A 15,888-nucleotide genomic window follows, 5' to 3' on the forward strand; every position below is an offset into this window, starting at 1 on the left:
CTCCAGTGCCAGCTCAGTGATGCGCCCTGATAAATGCGCATCAGCAGCCGGACGCTGAGCCTCATAGCGGCAGGTCGACAAGGATAAACCTGTGAGCCTGCAGGCACGACGTTGCGACAGACCGGTCACATCACATATCAACATCACGGCTTCCCGCTTCTGGTCTGTCGTCAGTACTTTCGCCCAAGAGCCACCTGAAGCACCTCTTTATCCAGCATGGCTTCGGCAAGCAGCTTCTTGAGTCTGGCGTTCTCTTCCTCAAGCGACTTCAGGCGCTTAACCTCAGGCACCTCCATACCGCCATACCGCCATACCGCCATACTTCTTACGCCTGGTGTAAAAAGTGGCATCGGAAATGGCGTGCTTGCGGCAGAGTTCCCGAGCGGATACCCCGGCTTCAGCCTCGCGGAGAATACTGATGATCTGTTGGTCGGAAAAACGCTTCTTCATGGGGATGTCCTCATGTGGCTTATGAAGACATTACTAACATCGGGGTGTACTAATCAACGGGGAGCAGGTCAATTCTAAGGGTTATCATATAGTCAGGAAAGGTATGTTAACATCCATATTTTGATAAAGTATTTTGTTGGTTTCAAAAAATAAGTATCTATAAAACCCCCTGTATTCCTCGTAAACGAGTTCCTCTGTTCATAATAAATCAATTATGCTAATCCACTCCTCTTAATATATTAATAGTTAAACAGCATGAAAAATATTGCCAGGATATATAGATTTGATGATTTAAGTAACTTAGAGTTATTAGTCGCAAACTTTTCCGATCATCAGTTTGATGCCCATTGGCATGAAACTTGGTCTATTGGTGTCGTACTTAGGGGAGCAAACGATAGCAGCCCTAACCGTAACGGAGATCATATAGTAAAACGTGGGCAAATTAGCGCTATTGCTCCTGGACAGATCCATGGAGGTTCCGCAATCGGGCAAGATGGATGCCATTATTTTATGTTTTATCCTTCAACGGAAACTATTCTTAAAGCTGCGGAAAGCATGGAAATAAAATTGGCATCCGTTCATAGTGGATTTTTTTATCAGCCAGAGCTTTCGCAAAAACTTTGTGCCGCCGCCAGTGTATTAACTAATAGTCAAGCTAACAACTTTGAACGTGAGGAGTCCTGGATCCAAGCCCTAGCCGAGTTTATTAATACTATCAAACACCCCTCTTTTTATGGATTTCAAAAAAGGGATTATATTCCTTTAAGAAGTTTAATGATCGCGAAAGAATACTTACACGACAATTATGTGAACATTTTCCAACTGGATGAACTATCTAAGGCCGCTGGCATGTCAAAATTTCATCTATGTCGCCAATTTACATCAACGTTTGGGTTATCTCCTAGCCGCTATCAACGGCAACTCAAACTACAAAAAGCTAAGGTAATGCTGTCCTTTGGCGAGAATATAGCTCAGGTTGCGATAGCATGTGGCTTCGCCGACCAATCTCACTTGAGTCGATTATTTAAATTAACCTACGGCGTTACTCCTGGTAGTTACAGGGATAGAGGTTGAGGTATGTAGTGGCATAGTGAATTTGGCCACCTGAATAGAGGTGATATCATCACCTCAGAGTCAAAACAGGTGACATTATGACCGGACGTAACAGACGCAATTTTAGCCCCGAGTTTCGCCTCGAGGCTGCCCAGCTTGCACTCGATCAGCATTACACCGTTGCCGCCGCTGCCACTGCGATGAATGTCGGCAAATCCACGATGGATAAATGGGTTCGACAACTGAAAGAAGAGCGAGCGGGAAAATCACCCATAGCTTCACCCATGACACCTGAGCAGATTGAGATACGTGAGTTGAAGAAAAGACTTCAACGCGTTGAAATGGAAAGGGATATATTAAAAAAGGCTACCGCGCTCTTGATGTCAGACTCCCTGAACAATTCTCATTAGTTGAGAAACTCAGGGCGTGTTTTCCTGTTGCCGTTGTGTGCAACGTGTTTGGGGTTCATCGCAGCAGTTATAAATACTGGCGGCAGCCCAGGAAGTCTGACGCCACGAGAGTGGCATTACTGAGCCTTATGCGTGAAGTTTATCGCGAAAGTAACGGTTCAGCAGGAGCGCGAAGCATTGCCGCAATGGTCACCACCAAAGGTATAAAACTGAGCCGCTGGCGGGCAACAAAGCTGATGAAAGCGCTCAATATTATCAGCTGTCAGCAACCTGGCCATCGTTATAAGAAGGCGTCTAAGGAACACATTGAGATCCCTAATTATCTGGATCGCCAGTTTGCTGTTACCGAGCCTAATCAGGCCTGGTGCGGTGATGTGACTTATATCTGGACGGGAAAACGCTGGGCTTATCTGGCTGTTGTACTCGATTTGTTTTCCCGTAAACCGGTTGGCTGGGCGATGTCATTTTTCCCTGATTCCGCACTGACAGGTAAAGCCCTGTCGATGGCCTGGGAAACACGGGGAAAACCGGCTAATTTACTGTATCACTCGGATCAAGGCAGTCACTATACCAGCAGGAATTTCAGACAGTTACTGTGGAGATATCAGACAAAGCAAAGCCTGAGTCGCCGTGGAAATTGCTGGGATAACAGTCCAATGGAACGGTTCTTCAGAAGCCTGAAAACAGAGTGGGTACCGGATAATGGCTACGCGAATTTTAGCGAAGCCAGCACGGCAATAACGAATCACATCACAGGATATTACAGCCAGCTCAGACCTCATCAATATAATGGTGGTTTGACGCCGAATGAATCAGAACGATTGTTCTGGAAAAACTCTAAAGCTGTGGCCAGTTTTTGTTGACCACTACCCCCCCCTACATTTACTAGCTACTTCAGTCCATATGAATGCGCAACATTCTAGTCTTCTACTTAGACACGTCCCAAATTACGCTTTGCCTGGTTCGCTAAGCCACTGCTGGGGGCGGTGGCGATACTGTTGCACTCACTCACCGGCAGGAAGGCGGAAATTAACCGGTCCAATCTGTCTGATTTTACTCCGCACCCGCTCAAGAAACTCTTAAGTTTTATATGACACCATGCCAATTAGGCCGAATCATTTTGGGTTTAATTTTTACTTGATTATTATCGATGAATTCTCCTACCCCATGAATAATATCATAAAGCCCTCTTAGGCGGCAGTTATATGTCACCACTTCATGTAAACCATAAGACCATATGGGTCTTTGCATTATATTAGATAATTGTTGTGCCACGCTCATTTCCCGATGATTGAGGGCTTGCCCTGAATAACAACTAATTAAATGCAACGGTCTTTTGTCACGAGCTAAATCTATCTGTAACCTATATATTAGGTGATGATAAAACTCAAGCGGTGTCAGACTTTTCTTCTTGCTATTATAATCACCTGCCGTGCGGTGAGGTTCTATACCATCAAAAAATTTTAATCTACCATTAGGGCTTCCATGAACTATTATGCCTGGTTCTCCTGTCTTCATAAAGTTGTTTGTATATCCATACCTGAATATTACTTCATACTTTTTCTTAAATAATCGCAGCTTTGGTCTATAATACCTACATTCCCTACTTACCTCTATGGCTTTATAATAAGAGTATGGCTCTGCATTTTCAGGGTGCAGGTTAATGTTACCTGACGGCCCCCGCTTAAAAAAGTTAGTAAATTTCATGTTTATCTTGACCTATTATATCCAGAAAAATTTGTTTCTAAGTTAATGTTATCCGCTGATGCCGGTATTCCCTCGGCGAAAAGTAGCCTGCAGCGAGTTTCCTATTCTAGAGAGCCCACTCCTGGGCCCTGAGTGTGACGCCGCAATCATTTTCCCGATGTTTATTTAAGGCGCGATGGTGTGGCAGCGACGGCCACACCATCGCGCCTAGATATCTTATGTATGTAATGCCTACTTTACTCATGGTACTAACCACTATCTTAATATGTGATATCCTGTGAGGAGCACATTTTTGCATTGCCACCCCCTATCTGTATTTAAGAATATTAGTTGATTCCATTATGATTTATCCTAGTTTGTTGGCCTCGATAAATCACTGGTAATAGTGGCGGAAAATAACGCAATTTCTGAGTCATTACTGTTATTGAATATAAAACTATATTTTTAATCATTTCAGCTTTTGTTTGTTTTTTATGCTGAACCTCTTAAGTTTCATGCGTTATAATTGAGGGTAAATCAGTTCAGATTTAATTTTCACACCCTTGGAATTGAAGAGTTTTCCTTTCCCATTAATAAGATCCATAAGCCCCTTCTCTATATCTTTAGCTCCCACTACTTCATGTAAACCATAAGACCATATGGGCCTTTGCGCTATATTGGATAATTGTTGTGCCATGCTGACTATTGGAGGCTTGCCCTGAAAAACAACAAATTAAATGCAACGGTTTTTTGTCACGAGATAAATCTATCAAAAACCTATCTTTCAGGTAAAAATAAAACTCAACCGGCGTAAATAGTTTTTTTATGCTATTAAAACGTTCTTCCATAGCGTAATCACCTATCCCGAGAAAAAGTTCTAGACCATCCATAAAAGTCATTTTACCAGAACGTGTTCCATGGACTAATAAACCGGGCTCCCCTGTCTTCATAAAGTTGTTTGTATATCCATGACTGCTTATTTCACTATCAGTATTTAAAGCAATATCGTTCTATTTCATCCATACAGAACTGTTAATAATGATCTCCGTTGTCAATCAGTTAGAATAATTAGGATTTAATATGACTTTAGATAAAGAATACGGACCACTCATTAATGGTGTGTTTGAACTACATAACGATAACATACATCCAATCATTTCCCCCTCAACAGGAAAACACATAGCAGATTTACATTATTGCGATGAGCATGACGTTGAACGTGCCGTACTTGCCGCTGATGCTGCTTTTCCTAGCTGGAAAGCCACTGAACAGCACGTTCGTGCGCAATTAGTTCAAACGCTGGCAAGTGCCCTAGAGAAGGATTTGGAAAGAATGGCACAACTTGATGCTCATGATGTTGGTCGTTGCATTAGTGAGGTACGTCGAGACTATCAGATCGCAATTCGCCATTATCGCTACTTCGCTTCAATCATTATGGGCCATGAAGATGTAGGCAAAACTATTACTGGCGGGTACAGCCTGGCAAAACGCGAACCGCTAGGTGTTTGTGGTCAAATAATCCCCTGGAATGCGCCGGCAATTATGGCAGCATTTAAACTTGCACCAGCATTGGTCACTGGCAATACAGTAGTTTTGAAAGCAGATGAGAACGCATCATTATCGACTCTTGAACTAGGCAAGCATATTGCAAGGATATTCCCTCGTGGAGTTGTAAATATTATTACCGGGTTAGGTCATATTGCTGGTGCAGCATTAACCAGTAATAAAAAAGTTAGGAAGCTATCGTTTACTGGCAGTACCGCGGTTGGCAAGATAGTGGCAAAGGCAGCAGCGGAACGGTTAATTCCTATCACTTTGGAGCTAGGTGGGAAAAGCCCCAATATCGTTTTTTCAGATATCGATGATATTGATGCCGTAGTCGATAATGTCACTTTTGCCGCAATTCATAATAATGGGCAATCTTGTTTAGCAGGTACCCGATTATTTGTACACGCGGATATATATGATGACTTCACCGAAAAACTAGTAGATTCATTCAAACGCATACCTGTTGGTCCTCCTTTAGAGGGAGAATCACGGGTTAGTTGTTTAGTATCGCCAAAGCAAGGTGAGCGGGTGCTTTCATATATACGGACGGGAATAAATGAGGGAGCAAGATTATTGGCTGGCGGAAATAGGCGTATAATCTCTGGTTGTGAGCACGGTTTCTTTATAGAACCAACAATTTTTTCTGCAGAAAATAATATGCGCATCTGCCAAGAAGAAATATTCGGGCCAGTACTCACTTTAATAAAATGGTCTGATTATGATGACATGATTAAACAAGCAAATGATACCGAATATGGATTGGCATCCGGTATCTACACCCGTAGCCTGACACAGGCTATGGAGACAGCAGATAAATTAGAGGCTGGCTCAGTCTGGATTAATAGTTATTCAAACATTACCGATGGCACTGCTTTCGGTGGATATAAGAATAGTGGTATTGGCAGAGAGTTTTGCAAAGAAACACTTAATGCCTACACACAAATAAAAACGATAACTTTACAAAATGCGCCTCCTAAAGCTTGGTTTTCAGTTTAATAATATACGTTCATTGCCATATACTCCCCCCCTTTTTAGGAAAAATTGATTATTTCTCTCCGTTTATTATTACCCAAGCCGTTAAATAGATAGAGGTAACCCCAGTTCCAGGAAAATTCCCTTACCCCAGTAATACTGGTGTAGGGGGATAGTCCAATGTACATTGCCCCCCATAGACTTGTAGGTCGCGTCTACTATTTAACTCCCATCGACTAATAGGATTCTTAGTTTGAATTTACAAATAACTTAGTACAAGCGATAATATCATTAATTTTTCAAGTAAAGCATCCAATTATATGAAATACATATTAAATTTTTCATTAGTATTCACTCCTGAGCAAAAAAGTCTGGTTTTGCTAGACAATGGTGATTCCGAATTAACACTTTCGGCACCGGCGTCTCGACTGCTGGTTGAGCTAATAAAGTCAAATGGTACCACTATTTCCAGAGACGAATTGCTTAAAAATGTGTGGGAAGACTATGGGTTTGTAGGGTCAAACAGCAATTTGAATAGTTACATTAGTGAGATTCGTAAGGCATTTACCAGTCTTGGGTGCGATTCTAAAATGATAGTAACCATTCCTAAGAGTGGGTTGCAATTTAGTGCGAATGTTGAAACGGTTCTTATCACTGAGAATGCGGCTATTTTGACGGAGAGTACGGCAAACCATCAGAAACAGCCATTAATGGAAACTACTGATGTAAGCGGGGAAAGAAATAAAACAGAAGATAATAATTCATATAATACTAAAAAGTTCATAACATCAGGAAAAATAATTATTATTTTCACCATAATTGTTTTATGTACAGTTCTTGCGATTTTTTATGTCAACGTTGAAAATCCAAAAGTACTCCCAAGTAAAAAAACTGTTTTTCTTTTCAAGGAAAATAATTGCAGCGTATATTCTTTAGGTAACCGAGGAGAAAAAAGTCTTGATGATTTAATAAAAATTGCCAAAGCGGATTTAAAACAAAACAATATAGTTTGCACTGTTCAACATGAAAACATTTTTCATTACCGAGTATTTGAAAATAATTCACTTTCATCATACAGTTTTATATCGAGGTGCACAATTAATAATGAAGGTAAAGCGACCTACTGTAAGACACTAATAAGACACGACCGATAGGCTTAATTATGAAAAAAACACTGCTAATTTCCTTTATCTTGACCCTGGCTATATCCTTAATTGTTTTCTTTTCATTTTATGAAAAGAAAACAATTCACAATTCCTTTTCATGTCAATCTGACTACATCGAGGATCGAGTTGAAAAAAATGGTATGATATTAAAAACACATGTTTCGATAGTGCTTAACTATATTAAAAATAGCGGAATCGTATCATTTAATGGCAATCTTATAGGTCAAAAAGAAACATATAAAATAAAGCGAACAACCAGTTTTAGCTTGGAGTCATCTGGTGACAATTATGATATAAGAGATATAGATATATATATAACACAAGAAGACAATGCTCCTAATGAAAAACTGAAAGATTTCATAGCGTTAACTGATGATATAAATTTTAGTATGTTTAAAGCTATAAAAAACGACGACTCTTCATTAACTATATATAATAGTCATGAGCCCATATTAGTATGTAGCCAATGAAGTTTTTCCGACCTGCAAAAAACACTCTATAGATATGCGGAGACTCTAAGCACTGCTGGGATGAGTAGCAAAAAAGGTGCTCTTTCAGTCGCTATCTGCCAGTAAGATAATGAAACAAACATAATCAGTTGATAGTGGTCTAAGCATCACTATAAAAAACAACAACAGCACATGTTGATATCCCTAATCATCTGGAGCCCCAGTGTGCGGCCACTGGGGCTAATCAGATCTGGTGCAGCGACTTACATACATTTGGTCGGACAAATACGGAGGTTATCTGGCGCTTATTCCTGATTTACTTTCCCAATAGCTGTAGTGACCTGCATTTGAAATCGGCTTGACCTGTATTTACCCTCGATTTCCAGCCCAGATTAACTGCAACTGAAAATGGTCCCCGACTCAGATTAGCTGCAAATAAACCTGCATTTATCCACACCGACCTGCATTCCATTTTCACTAACTCGCAATAACTGCATCTGAAAACCTCAATCACAACAAAAAAACACCCTGGTAGGCTTGTCAGGGTGCGGGGTAACACTGTGGTAGCGCGGAGCTTTAGTCGGTATTTTGCCAGGCCTGGCCCAGCAAAAAAGCCAACTCCAGCGTCTGCGTCCGGTTGAGACGCGGATCGCAGGCGGTGTAGTAACGGTGGGATAAATCCCGGTCACTGATTTGCTGCATCCCTCCAGTACACTCGGTCACTTCCAGGCCGGTCATTTCAACGTGCAGGCCCCCGGGATGGACGCCGTGTCGATGCATAATGGCGGTAAACGCTTGTGTTTCCGCCACTATGGTGGTGAAAACGCGGGTTTTATGCCCGGAGGCGGCAGTAATGGTATTGCCATGCATCGGATCTATCACCCATACCACCGGATAGCCGGAGGCCTTAACGGCTTGGATCAGCGCGGGGAGCTTGGCATCTATTTGCATCAGCCCCATACGTGCGATCAACACGATTCTTCCCAGCGTGCCCTGTGGATCGAGCCGTTCCAGCAGGCCAAGTAGTCTGGCCGGGGTCATCGCCGGGCCGCATTTTATGCCGATGGGGTTGGCGATACCGCGCAGATATTCGACATGGGCGAAATCGATATCACCGGTGCGTTCCCCCAACCACAGCATGTGCGCCGAACAGTTATACCAGCCGCCGTGGGCGAGATCCCGCCGGGTTAACGCTTCCTCATAATTGAGCAGCAGTGCTTCGTGACTGGTAAACAGCGGCTGGCGCGGCAGCTGATCGTTGACGCTGCGGTAGCAGTCCTCCAGTTGCGCGCGCAGTGTTCGGTAGTATTGCTCGGTCACACCGGGGTGAAGGCTCTCCTGCTGCTGCACGGTGTAAAACGAAAAGACTGAGTTATCCAGCGCACGCAACAGATTCAGAGTCGAGGCCGAGTGGTGATAGGCTCGCAGCATACGCTGTGGATCCGGCGTGCGGCCGTAGGCGCTAAATTCGCGGCCATTGATAATCTCGCCGCGAAAGCTGGGTAGGGTGAGCTCGCCGACGGTTTCTTCCGGCTGGCTGCGCGGTTTGGCGAACTGTCCGGCGATGCGGCCAATTCTCAGCACCGGCAGCCCGGTAGCCTGATGAATCAACGCCGCCATTTGCTCCATGGTCAAGACGTGATCGCGCACCGAGGTGGTCTGGCAATCGGCGAAAGACTCGGCGCAGTCACCGCCCTGAAGCAGGAATGCGCGGCCTTCGGCGACCTGGGCAAGCTGCTGCTGACAGTGACGAATTTCAGCGGCCAATACTAATGGTGGGCTCTGTTGCAGCTGTTTCTCGTAGTATTGCAGTGCACAGGTATCGGGATAAACCGGCTGCTGTTTAGCGGGAAAACGCCGCCATGACGCGGGCGACCAGTCCTCATGCTGCGCTGGGGGATTACTACAGGATAATTCTCGCTCCCGGTAAAACTCACCGGTCAGCACGTCAATATCATGGATGAATATCATGATGCTCACTCACAGAAGGGACAGCGAAAAAGGGCCACGGCAGGCCGACGTAGACTGCGTTTATTGCTCACCGTTAGTCGGCGAGCTGTGATTGGGTCAGGTAGGTTTCGGTGACGCCGTTTTGTCTGGCCACGTAATCCTCACGCACCGGCGTATAAACATCCAGTACCTCAGAATCCTCCAGCGCTTCGGCATGGTGGACAGCCCATGAGGGAATAACAAAGGTGTCGCCCGCGTGCAGATATAGGGTACGGCCATCAACGGTAAGACGCAGCGAGCCTTGCAGAATAGTGGTGGCGGTTTCATGTAAGTGTTTGTGTTCAGGAATTTTGGCTCCGGGTTTGAATTGCCAAAACGCCAGGGTAAAACCAGTACCATGCACGAATCTGGCGGTGATTTTACTTTCGGTCCCTTCCGGACGCTGCAAGTCCATATCGTAGGGCACCATTTCGCTGCCTAAATGTAAGCTCATAGGGATATCTGCCTTCTTGGTCGGTTAACGTTAAAAGTCATTGTCTTATTCAGACGATTTTTGCGTGGATGGAAAACCCCATCGACACCGGACCGAAGTCGGCCAATAGGGTCAGTCCACAGCGGCGGGCGGAGATATCAGTGGAAATGCAGGCGTCGACAGCATCCGCCGCACATTGACGAGCCGCTTCGCTGTTGGAATTAAACAGCCTGATGGACAGTTGTTTATTGATGCCCGGCACCTGGTGAATTAAATCCTGTGGCGCCGGGTGAGAACCCACGGTTCTGATTTCGCCTGGGTTTTGGCCCTTGCTGGCGAAAACCATGTTATGGGTATCCATGACAAAGCAATCTATTAGCTTTAAATTACTGAGGTTTTTGAACACCAGATGGTGAAGTTCTGGATAAACGATGCAGCCCAACAAAATATCGTCGACATCGGTTTCATTCATGTATTTAGCGGCATCCTCAAGCGTCTGGTGTAATTTAACCTCGCCGCGATGGCCGTTATTTTTCAACCACAGGTGCGCCGCTTTTTCGCAATTGGTACCCGCCGGCCCCAGCGTATGGACAGTTATCATTATTTATCTCGTTAATAATGGAAGGGTTAAATTCTGCCAGTGGTATTAATCAGCTCGGGCAGGCGTGCACCCTGTCTGATTTTTTCCAGCATGGAATTTTCCGTGCTGTCGATAGACAGCGCCTGTTGCAGAAGTTGCGCCGTCAGCGCCAGCGGCACCACTACTGTGCCGTTGATGTCTGAAACCATCAAATCGCCGCTTTGCACAGTTACCTGCTCTATCTGGCAGTAGGTGCCAGTTTCCGCCACCCAGTAAGCGCCCTGGGTATCGGTAGGAATAGGATTGCTGGCGATTACCGGCACTGATAGCTGCTTAAGTTCGCGCAGATCGCGCACTGCACCGCCTAGAACAACACCGGCAAAACCTAACTGTTCGAAGTAGGTGCAGCTCATGCCACCGGCCAGCGCGGCATGAGTCAGTAGCGGTCCGGCTCCGGCAACGTAGACCAGGCCCGCTCCGCTGTGTAGCTCGGGCACCAAAAAGCGACTGACCTGCGACCAGGTAGCGGGCTGTGCTTGCATAATGTCACTGCCTTTACGCACCATTTTCCAGCTGACGGTATAAGCCTGGGCGGCAAAATAATGATCGGACACATTGATTGCTTGTATTTTTGGCGTCAACGCATTGCCGGCCTGCAGACCGTCAAGGATATCAATAACCGTAGAACTGCTTATTTTTCTTGTTTCAAACTCCGCCAGTAACTGAGGTGATATTATTTCAAATGACATAGTTTATGATCCCATATTTAAAATAGCGCCGTTGCGGTTAAAGTTTTTTAATCGACAGCATTACCACTAGAAATCAGGTTCCCTCCATGTGAATATCCATGAGTTCTCTAGCTAATTAATAAATAGGAGTAATAATGATTTTAGTCAATGTAGGATTGTGAAATATCTGTTATTTGAATAGATGAATTTAATTTAAATGGATTAAATCAACCAATTGCATATTATCAAAATAATCACCAGGTCGTTATTGTAATCGGATATATTAATTTTAATCGCAATCATTTTCTTTAATTTAATTTTGTCATGCAATAAATAAAGAATACATCTATCCCCTATCCATAATACGACCGTTTTATGGACGCCATCTGGTGACATTCAGGATCGACCTGCAATCAGCATAGCTGGATAACACTTTCTCATTCCACCTATCATTTTCCATATATACTCAAATTTCGTGACTTACTGGAATACCTATCATGCTTATCGGATACGCGCGGGTCTCCACTGACGATCAACATCTCGATCTGCAGCGTGATGCACTGACGCAGGTCGGGTGCGAGCGTATTTATGAAGACACGGTGAGTGGGGCTCAGGCCGAACGTGAAGGGTTAGCTAGGCTGATTATACACTGCGCCCCGGTGATACAGAGGTTATCTGGCGGTTGGATCGCCTGGGACGTTCATTGAAAAATTTGTTACAACTGGTTGAGCGGCTCGACGGATTACACGTCGGACTCGCAGTCTGCAGGAAAGCATTGATATCACTTCCAGCGGCGGCCGTCTGGTTTTCCATCTTTTTGGGGCGCTGGCCGAGTTTGAACGCAACCTGGTCCGCGAACATACACTGGCGGGATTATCAGCGGCCCGCCGGCGGGGAGGATACGGGGTCAGCTCTGCGATTCCTCTACGCCGCCATGGCACCCAAGGCTGAGCCTGCGTTCTCGTTGATGGGCCGCCCCAAGATGCTTTACCTCGATAATGGTCCTACAAGGAAAGTCACCATATAACAATATAAATAAGATAATTACATTAACAATTCGGATAAAAAAACGTGAAAATTGCTGAAAAAACAGACCGATATGACGATTATTTTTAGAAAAATTCTACAATCGTGGCCAATTTTGTTGGCCACTTAATACAATATCCAGTTAAGGAAAACGGTAATTTTTTATTTCTGTTATACCGATTTTGTTAAAAAAACCTCTTTTCTCTTGAAAGTCTCTTCCAACGCCAGTCTGAGGCTGTCTATATCGCCCTCAACATATTCCAACGTGACCGCAATACTTGAATGCCCTAGCAGAGTCTGAACCACCTTCAGATTACGATCCGGTGATTTCATCATTTCAGTGGCTATCGTATGCCGAAATCGGTGTGGGCTGATCGTACAGCGACATTCAATTGAAAGCCTGCGGAAGAAAGAACGTAATGGCGGACTATCCATATTATTAGTGACAGACTCTTTTCTCCCATCAAACCGACTGATATTGAATAACTGATCCACCTGATTAGCCCCTTTGTCTATCGCCGCTGCAACCAACCGCTCCAGCCTCGGGCGTAACACTCGGGCTATCGGTACTCGATGCTCTTTATGGTTTTTCGAGGCCTCGGACCGTAGATTTATCCATCCGTCATTAAGATTGACGTCCCCCAAGCGTATATGCAAGAGTTGATTTTGTCTCATACCGGTATAACACAATGTATCAACCACCGTGAGCCAAAACCATGCAGGTCTTAATGCAGATCGTGATTTATCCATGATTCCAACATGCTCTTTCGTTTCTCGCGCCTCCATCACCAAATAAATTTTTTTAATTTCAGATTGAGTTAGCGTTTTTTTACGTTTGACACCAGGCCTCGCGATAACGCCATTAAATGGATTTTCTTTATGTGAAACAAAATCATGTAAAAGTGCATGATTAAAGATGGCTCTCATATGGGCAACTTTATTGTTCCAGGTGATAGATGAGAGTCCCTGCTCATTTAAAACATACCGTCGCCAGTTCAATACAATTAATCGACTCACCTCACCAGGCAAAAGATGATCTCCGGTATAGCGTCTAAAGGAATTGATTACCTTGCGATAACTCCATTCAGTTGCTGGCCTCAATGACTTACTAAAAAAATAGTCCTGAAGAATATCGTCATAATTAGCCGAAATCATTTCTATCTCCATATAGATTTATTGAATGCATTATTAAATATCTATTTATTAGCTGACAGCCACTTACTGTCATTGGGAATAGTCCCATGAGTGAAAATAAGAGTAAGTGGGATCATATAACCGAATATTTTGATAAATCGGCCATCCCTATTTTCGTTTTCATATTTACGGTAAGTATAGATACCCTTACCGTTGCGAGAATAATGACGGTTTAGTGCCTCAAAGTTCTTCTGAATATCATCCTTATCCATTTTAGCATTTGGCTTTGTGGCTAAATAACGATAAAAACAGTCCGGCGTCTGAACAAAAACATGCTGTTTTATGATATGTGCCAAACTATCTTGGGCGTTAACTGTGAGCCGACCATCGGCCACCGAAGAAACTAGCCAATGCCAGAAAGATTTCTCAGATATTTCGGCGCTAACCTGCGGTATTGTCGCCTTTTGCGTCTCAGCCACTTCTGCTAATTCATTTTGAAATTTAGATGAAGAGTCATTAGTCAGGCGGCCCGACATTTGGATGGGTAGTGTTAATGCCACAGTAAACACGGGAGATTGGAGACCGCATTTTTGCCGGGCTTCGCTGACAGCAGCATGAATAACTCCACTAGCAGTTTTATTTCCTGACAAATAAGCCAACAGCTTTTCTGTTACCTCTGACCAGCGAGATAACCAGCACAGGCCTTGTTCAGGAAGCAGTCGGTGAGCAACTATAGTGGCCTTGAGTACAGTCTCAGGTGTCGCAGGTGTGAATCTGACTCGCCAGCATGTAGAAGGTGCTGTCAGCCCAGAATGCCAACGCGAGCCATCCTGATGAAAAGCAGTCATTTCATTCAGTGCACTCAGATTATGCAGCAATGCAGCCCAAAATATCGCCGTACACCAAGCTGAACTTTGTTCAGCCTGTTCTTCTGGTGCCACGCCGGGAGGTAACATCCAACCTCGGGACAACCGTACTGCACAAACAGCGACATCCAAAGCCTCATCAAGCATTCCACCTTCCCGAGCATAAGAGCCACTTTGGGCTGCTGGTAATTGCTGTAACCTGACCGCCAGCTCTTTGGCGGGAGTCAGCCAGAAAGTTTCCCAGACCGAACGGGAAAACGGGCTACTTTCCCAAAGCTGCCGTAGCGCTCGCTTGCGATTCTCCTTTGCAAGAAGCTCCTCCGCACTCTGTGGAGAAAACCAGCCATCGGCGTCTGTGTTATGTATTACTGCAGGCAGTGAGACCTCCTCCCTTGCCCGGTTAATTTTGTCTACAACCCACGCCAGCATTAGCGCCCCTATTAATCATTGGGTAAACGCTCATCACATTATGATTTATCCGCCTGCAGACAAGGCAAAACTCACTACCTATTTTAGAGATAAAACTCTTGATCTATTTTTCAGTTGCGATTGCAGAGTTTCCTCAAGCTCATAATTCATCATTATGCGTAAATGCAGTTTTTGTCAGGCAGGGAGTGTGGAGATGAAAATAGACAAGGTTGTCATGATATTAATCGTGACTGGATGGCTGGCGCTTTGTGTTGTTATCACGACCTTCATAACATCTTCTTTTATCGCACCAGAGAATCTATTTATTCTGGTTGTTTTGTTTCTTTCTCCGTTCCTACTGAGACCCCTGTCCTGCCTGATATTACTATTCAGAAAACCAGTATTTGCGCTCAAGAAAAAATCCGGTTTCATTTGGCTACACCTCAATCCCTGGGTCAGTACTGGCCAGCTTGGTGTCAGGGAGATCTCTCAGTTTTGGTTCTCACTCATCACCACACTTAAATCTTCTTTGGCGCAATCATCTCAGCCCATCATCATGTCCTCTCACCTTTTGGGTTCAAAACGCATTGCCAAACTGCGGCAGCACTTCCCCACCAAAAGCTATCGATTTCATATCATCAAAAGGCCTATCGGACCCGCAGAACACATCGGTTTACAGCTGGAAATTTTAATCAAGGAATGGCGATGGTTTACCCCCTCTGCTCAAGGCGGTGTCGTGGTGATATGCAGGCGAAAAAATGATGTATTGGAGGGAGATCCCGCCTGAATGGAGGAACTCCCCCCATTCAGGATGGTTAGTTAAGAAAGTCATGCCATCACATTGATGTAATACCTAAATATTATCTCAAATATAGCGTTAACTTATACCGCACTAGTTCAGTGCAATACTTCCCGTCCATCAACTGCGACTTCTTCAACTTTCAGTTGAGGCATAAATGGCCCTGTGCCGTATTCTCTACTGTCTACATG

The 15,888-nt window shown here is 44.4% G+C and carries 14 protein-coding genes and 2 pseudogenes; 7 read left to right on the forward strand and 9 right to left on the reverse strand.

What is annotated here, in order from left to right; translation table 11 throughout:
* Nucleotides 1-450, reverse strand: a pseudogene (locus ACNSO8_RS10300) (transposase); the annotation flags it as partial.
* A 255-nt stretch (nucleotides 451-705) separates the two neighbouring features.
* On the opposite strand from ACNSO8_RS10300, the gene ACNSO8_RS10305 reads away from it, so the two are divergent.
* Both ACNSO8_RS10305 and ACNSO8_RS10310 read left to right on the forward strand, forming a co-directional pair.
* Nucleotides 706-1,524, forward strand: coding sequence for an AraC family transcriptional regulator (locus tag ACNSO8_RS10305; protein WP_418394545.1), 819 nt, complete (start codon nucleotides 706-708; stop codon nucleotides 1,522-1,524).
* A 77-nt stretch (nucleotides 1,525-1,601) separates the two neighbouring features.
* Nucleotides 1,602-2,776, forward strand: a protein-coding gene (locus ACNSO8_RS10310) for an IS3 family transposase (protein ID WP_418394546.1) whose coding sequence is annotated in 2 segments (ribosomal slippage) — nucleotides 1,602-1,860 and nucleotides 1,860-2,776 — 1,176 coding nt in all. Because the reading frame shifts where the segments join, the coding sequence is not laid out codon by codon here.
* Nucleotides 2,777-2,999: 223 nt separating this feature from the next.
* Here the strand turns inward: ACNSO8_RS10310 and ACNSO8_RS10315 are convergent.
* On the reverse strand, nucleotides 3,000-3,620 hold the full coding sequence (locus ACNSO8_RS10315; protein WP_418394547.1) for a hypothetical protein: 621 nt from the start codon (nucleotides 3,618-3,620) through the stop codon (nucleotides 3,000-3,002).
* A 617-nt stretch (nucleotides 3,621-4,237) separates the two neighbouring features.
* Nucleotides 4,238-4,549, reverse strand: coding sequence for a hypothetical protein (locus tag ACNSO8_RS10320; RefSeq protein WP_418394548.1), 312 nt, complete (start codon nucleotides 4,547-4,549; stop codon nucleotides 4,238-4,240).
* Between the two features lie 130 nt (nucleotides 4,550-4,679).
* Between ACNSO8_RS10320 and ACNSO8_RS10325 the strand changes: the two genes are divergently transcribed.
* The 3 genes from ACNSO8_RS10325 (at nucleotide 4,680) to ACNSO8_RS10335 (ending at nucleotide 7,755) form a co-directional block, all read left to right on the forward strand.
* Nucleotides 4,680-6,143: an aldehyde dehydrogenase family protein gene (locus ACNSO8_RS10325; protein WP_418394549.1), complete on the forward strand. Its 1,464-nt coding sequence runs from the start codon at nucleotides 4,680-4,682 to the stop codon at nucleotides 6,141-6,143.
* A 296-nt stretch (nucleotides 6,144-6,439) separates the two neighbouring features.
* A complete protein-coding gene (locus ACNSO8_RS10330; RefSeq protein WP_418394550.1) occupies nucleotides 6,440-7,273 on the forward strand; it encodes a winged helix-turn-helix domain-containing protein in 834 nt (277 codons plus the stop codon).
* 8 nt (nucleotides 7,274-7,281) lie between these two features.
* Entirely contained in the window at nucleotides 7,282-7,755 is a 474-nt protein-coding gene (locus tag ACNSO8_RS10335; protein WP_418394551.1) for a hypothetical protein, read from the forward strand.
* A 555-nt stretch (nucleotides 7,756-8,310) separates the two neighbouring features.
* Here ACNSO8_RS10335 and ACNSO8_RS10340 read toward each other — a convergent pair.
* From ACNSO8_RS10340 to ACNSO8_RS10355, 4 genes are all read right to left on the reverse strand, one after another.
* On the reverse strand, nucleotides 8,311-9,705 hold the full coding sequence (locus ACNSO8_RS10340; protein WP_418394552.1) for a 3-deoxy-7-phosphoheptulonate synthase class II: 1,395 nt from the start codon (nucleotides 9,703-9,705) through the stop codon (nucleotides 8,311-8,313).
* Between the two features lie 73 nt (nucleotides 9,706-9,778).
* Nucleotides 9,779-10,177, reverse strand: a complete 399-nt coding sequence (locus ACNSO8_RS10345; RefSeq protein WP_418394553.1) for a cupin domain-containing protein — start codon at nucleotides 10,175-10,177, stop codon at nucleotides 9,779-9,781.
* Nucleotides 10,178-10,226: 49 nt separating this feature from the next.
* Nucleotides 10,227-10,757 (reverse strand): prephenate dehydratase domain-containing protein, encoded by a 531-nt coding sequence (locus ACNSO8_RS10350; RefSeq protein WP_418394554.1) that lies wholly within the window; start codon nucleotides 10,755-10,757, stop codon nucleotides 10,227-10,229.
* A gap of 26 nt (nucleotides 10,758-10,783) precedes the next feature.
* Nucleotides 10,784-11,485, reverse strand: coding sequence for an RraA family protein (locus tag ACNSO8_RS10355; protein ID WP_418394555.1), 702 nt, complete (start codon nucleotides 11,483-11,485; stop codon nucleotides 10,784-10,786).
* 476 nt (nucleotides 11,486-11,961) lie between these two features.
* On the opposite strand from ACNSO8_RS10355, the pseudogene ACNSO8_RS10360 reads away from it, so the two are divergent.
* Nucleotides 11,962-12,370, forward strand: a pseudogene (locus tag ACNSO8_RS10360) (recombinase family protein); the annotation flags it as partial.
* A 291-nt stretch (nucleotides 12,371-12,661) separates the two neighbouring features.
* Here ACNSO8_RS10360 and ACNSO8_RS10365 read toward each other — a convergent pair.
* Nucleotides 12,662-13,645, reverse strand: a complete 984-nt coding sequence (locus ACNSO8_RS10365) for a tyrosine-type recombinase/integrase (protein ID WP_418394556.1) — start codon at nucleotides 13,643-13,645, stop codon at nucleotides 12,662-12,664.
* 41 nt (nucleotides 13,646-13,686) lie between these two features.
* Nucleotides 13,687-14,919 carry a TraI domain-containing protein gene (locus ACNSO8_RS10370; RefSeq protein WP_418394557.1) on the reverse strand — a complete coding sequence of 411 codons (1,233 nt, stop codon included), beginning with the start codon at nucleotides 14,917-14,919 and terminating at the stop codon, nucleotides 13,687-13,689.
* A gap of 193 nt (nucleotides 14,920-15,112) precedes the next feature.
* Here ACNSO8_RS10370 and ACNSO8_RS10375 point away from each other — a divergent pair, with 193 nt between their 5' ends.
* The gene (locus tag ACNSO8_RS10375; RefSeq protein ID WP_418394558.1) at nucleotides 15,113-15,685 is read left to right on the forward strand and encodes a hypothetical protein; all 573 of its coding nucleotides are present in this window, start codon (nucleotides 15,113-15,115) and stop codon (nucleotides 15,683-15,685) included.
* Nucleotides 15,686-15,888 lie beyond the last annotated feature (203 nt).

The organism is Yersinia sp. LJYL362, from assembly GCF_048323875.1.

What these genes read in the sequence shown, in the direction of transcription:
- ACNSO8_RS10335 (WP_418394551.1), top strand. Translation starts at nt 7,282, where the DNA reads ATGAAAAAAACACTGCTAATTTCCTTTATCTTGACCCTGGCTATATCC.
- ACNSO8_RS10340 (WP_418394552.1), bottom strand. Translation starts at nt 9,705, where the DNA reads ATGATATTCATCCATGATATTGACGTGCTGACCGGTGAGTTTTACCGG.
- ACNSO8_RS10350 (WP_418394554.1), bottom strand. Translation starts at nt 10,757, where the DNA reads ATGATAACTGTCCATACGCTGGGGCCGGCGGGTACCAATTGCGAAAAA.
- ACNSO8_RS10315 (WP_418394547.1), bottom strand. Translation starts at nt 3,620, where the DNA reads ATGAAATTTACTAACTTTTTTAAGCGGGGGCCGTCAGGTAACATTAAC.
- ACNSO8_RS10325 (WP_418394549.1), top strand. Translation starts at nt 4,680, where the DNA reads ATGACTTTAGATAAAGAATACGGACCACTCATTAATGGTGTGTTTGAA.
- ACNSO8_RS10365 (WP_418394556.1), bottom strand. Translation starts at nt 13,645, where the DNA reads ATGATTTCGGCTAATTATGACGATATTCTTCAGGACTATTTTTTTAGT.
- ACNSO8_RS10330 (WP_418394550.1), top strand. Translation starts at nt 6,440, where the DNA reads ATGAAATACATATTAAATTTTTCATTAGTATTCACTCCTGAGCAAAAA.
- ACNSO8_RS10370 (WP_418394557.1), bottom strand. Translation starts at nt 14,919, where the DNA reads ATGCTGGCGTGGGTTGTAGACAAAATTAACCGGGCAAGGGAGGAGGTC.
- ACNSO8_RS10345 (WP_418394553.1), bottom strand. Translation starts at nt 10,177, where the DNA reads ATGAGCTTACATTTAGGCAGCGAAATGGTGCCCTACGATATGGACTTG.
- ACNSO8_RS10375 (WP_418394558.1), top strand. Translation starts at nt 15,113, where the DNA reads ATGAAAATAGACAAGGTTGTCATGATATTAATCGTGACTGGATGGCTG.
- ACNSO8_RS10355 (WP_418394555.1), bottom strand. Translation starts at nt 11,485, where the DNA reads ATGTCATTTGAAATAATATCACCTCAGTTACTGGCGGAGTTTGAAACA.
- ACNSO8_RS10320 (WP_418394548.1), bottom strand. Translation starts at nt 4,549, where the DNA reads ATGAAGACAGGGGAGCCCGGTTTATTAGTCCATGGAACACGTTCTGGT.
- ACNSO8_RS10305 (WP_418394545.1), top strand. Translation starts at nt 706, where the DNA reads ATGAAAAATATTGCCAGGATATATAGATTTGATGATTTAAGTAACTTA.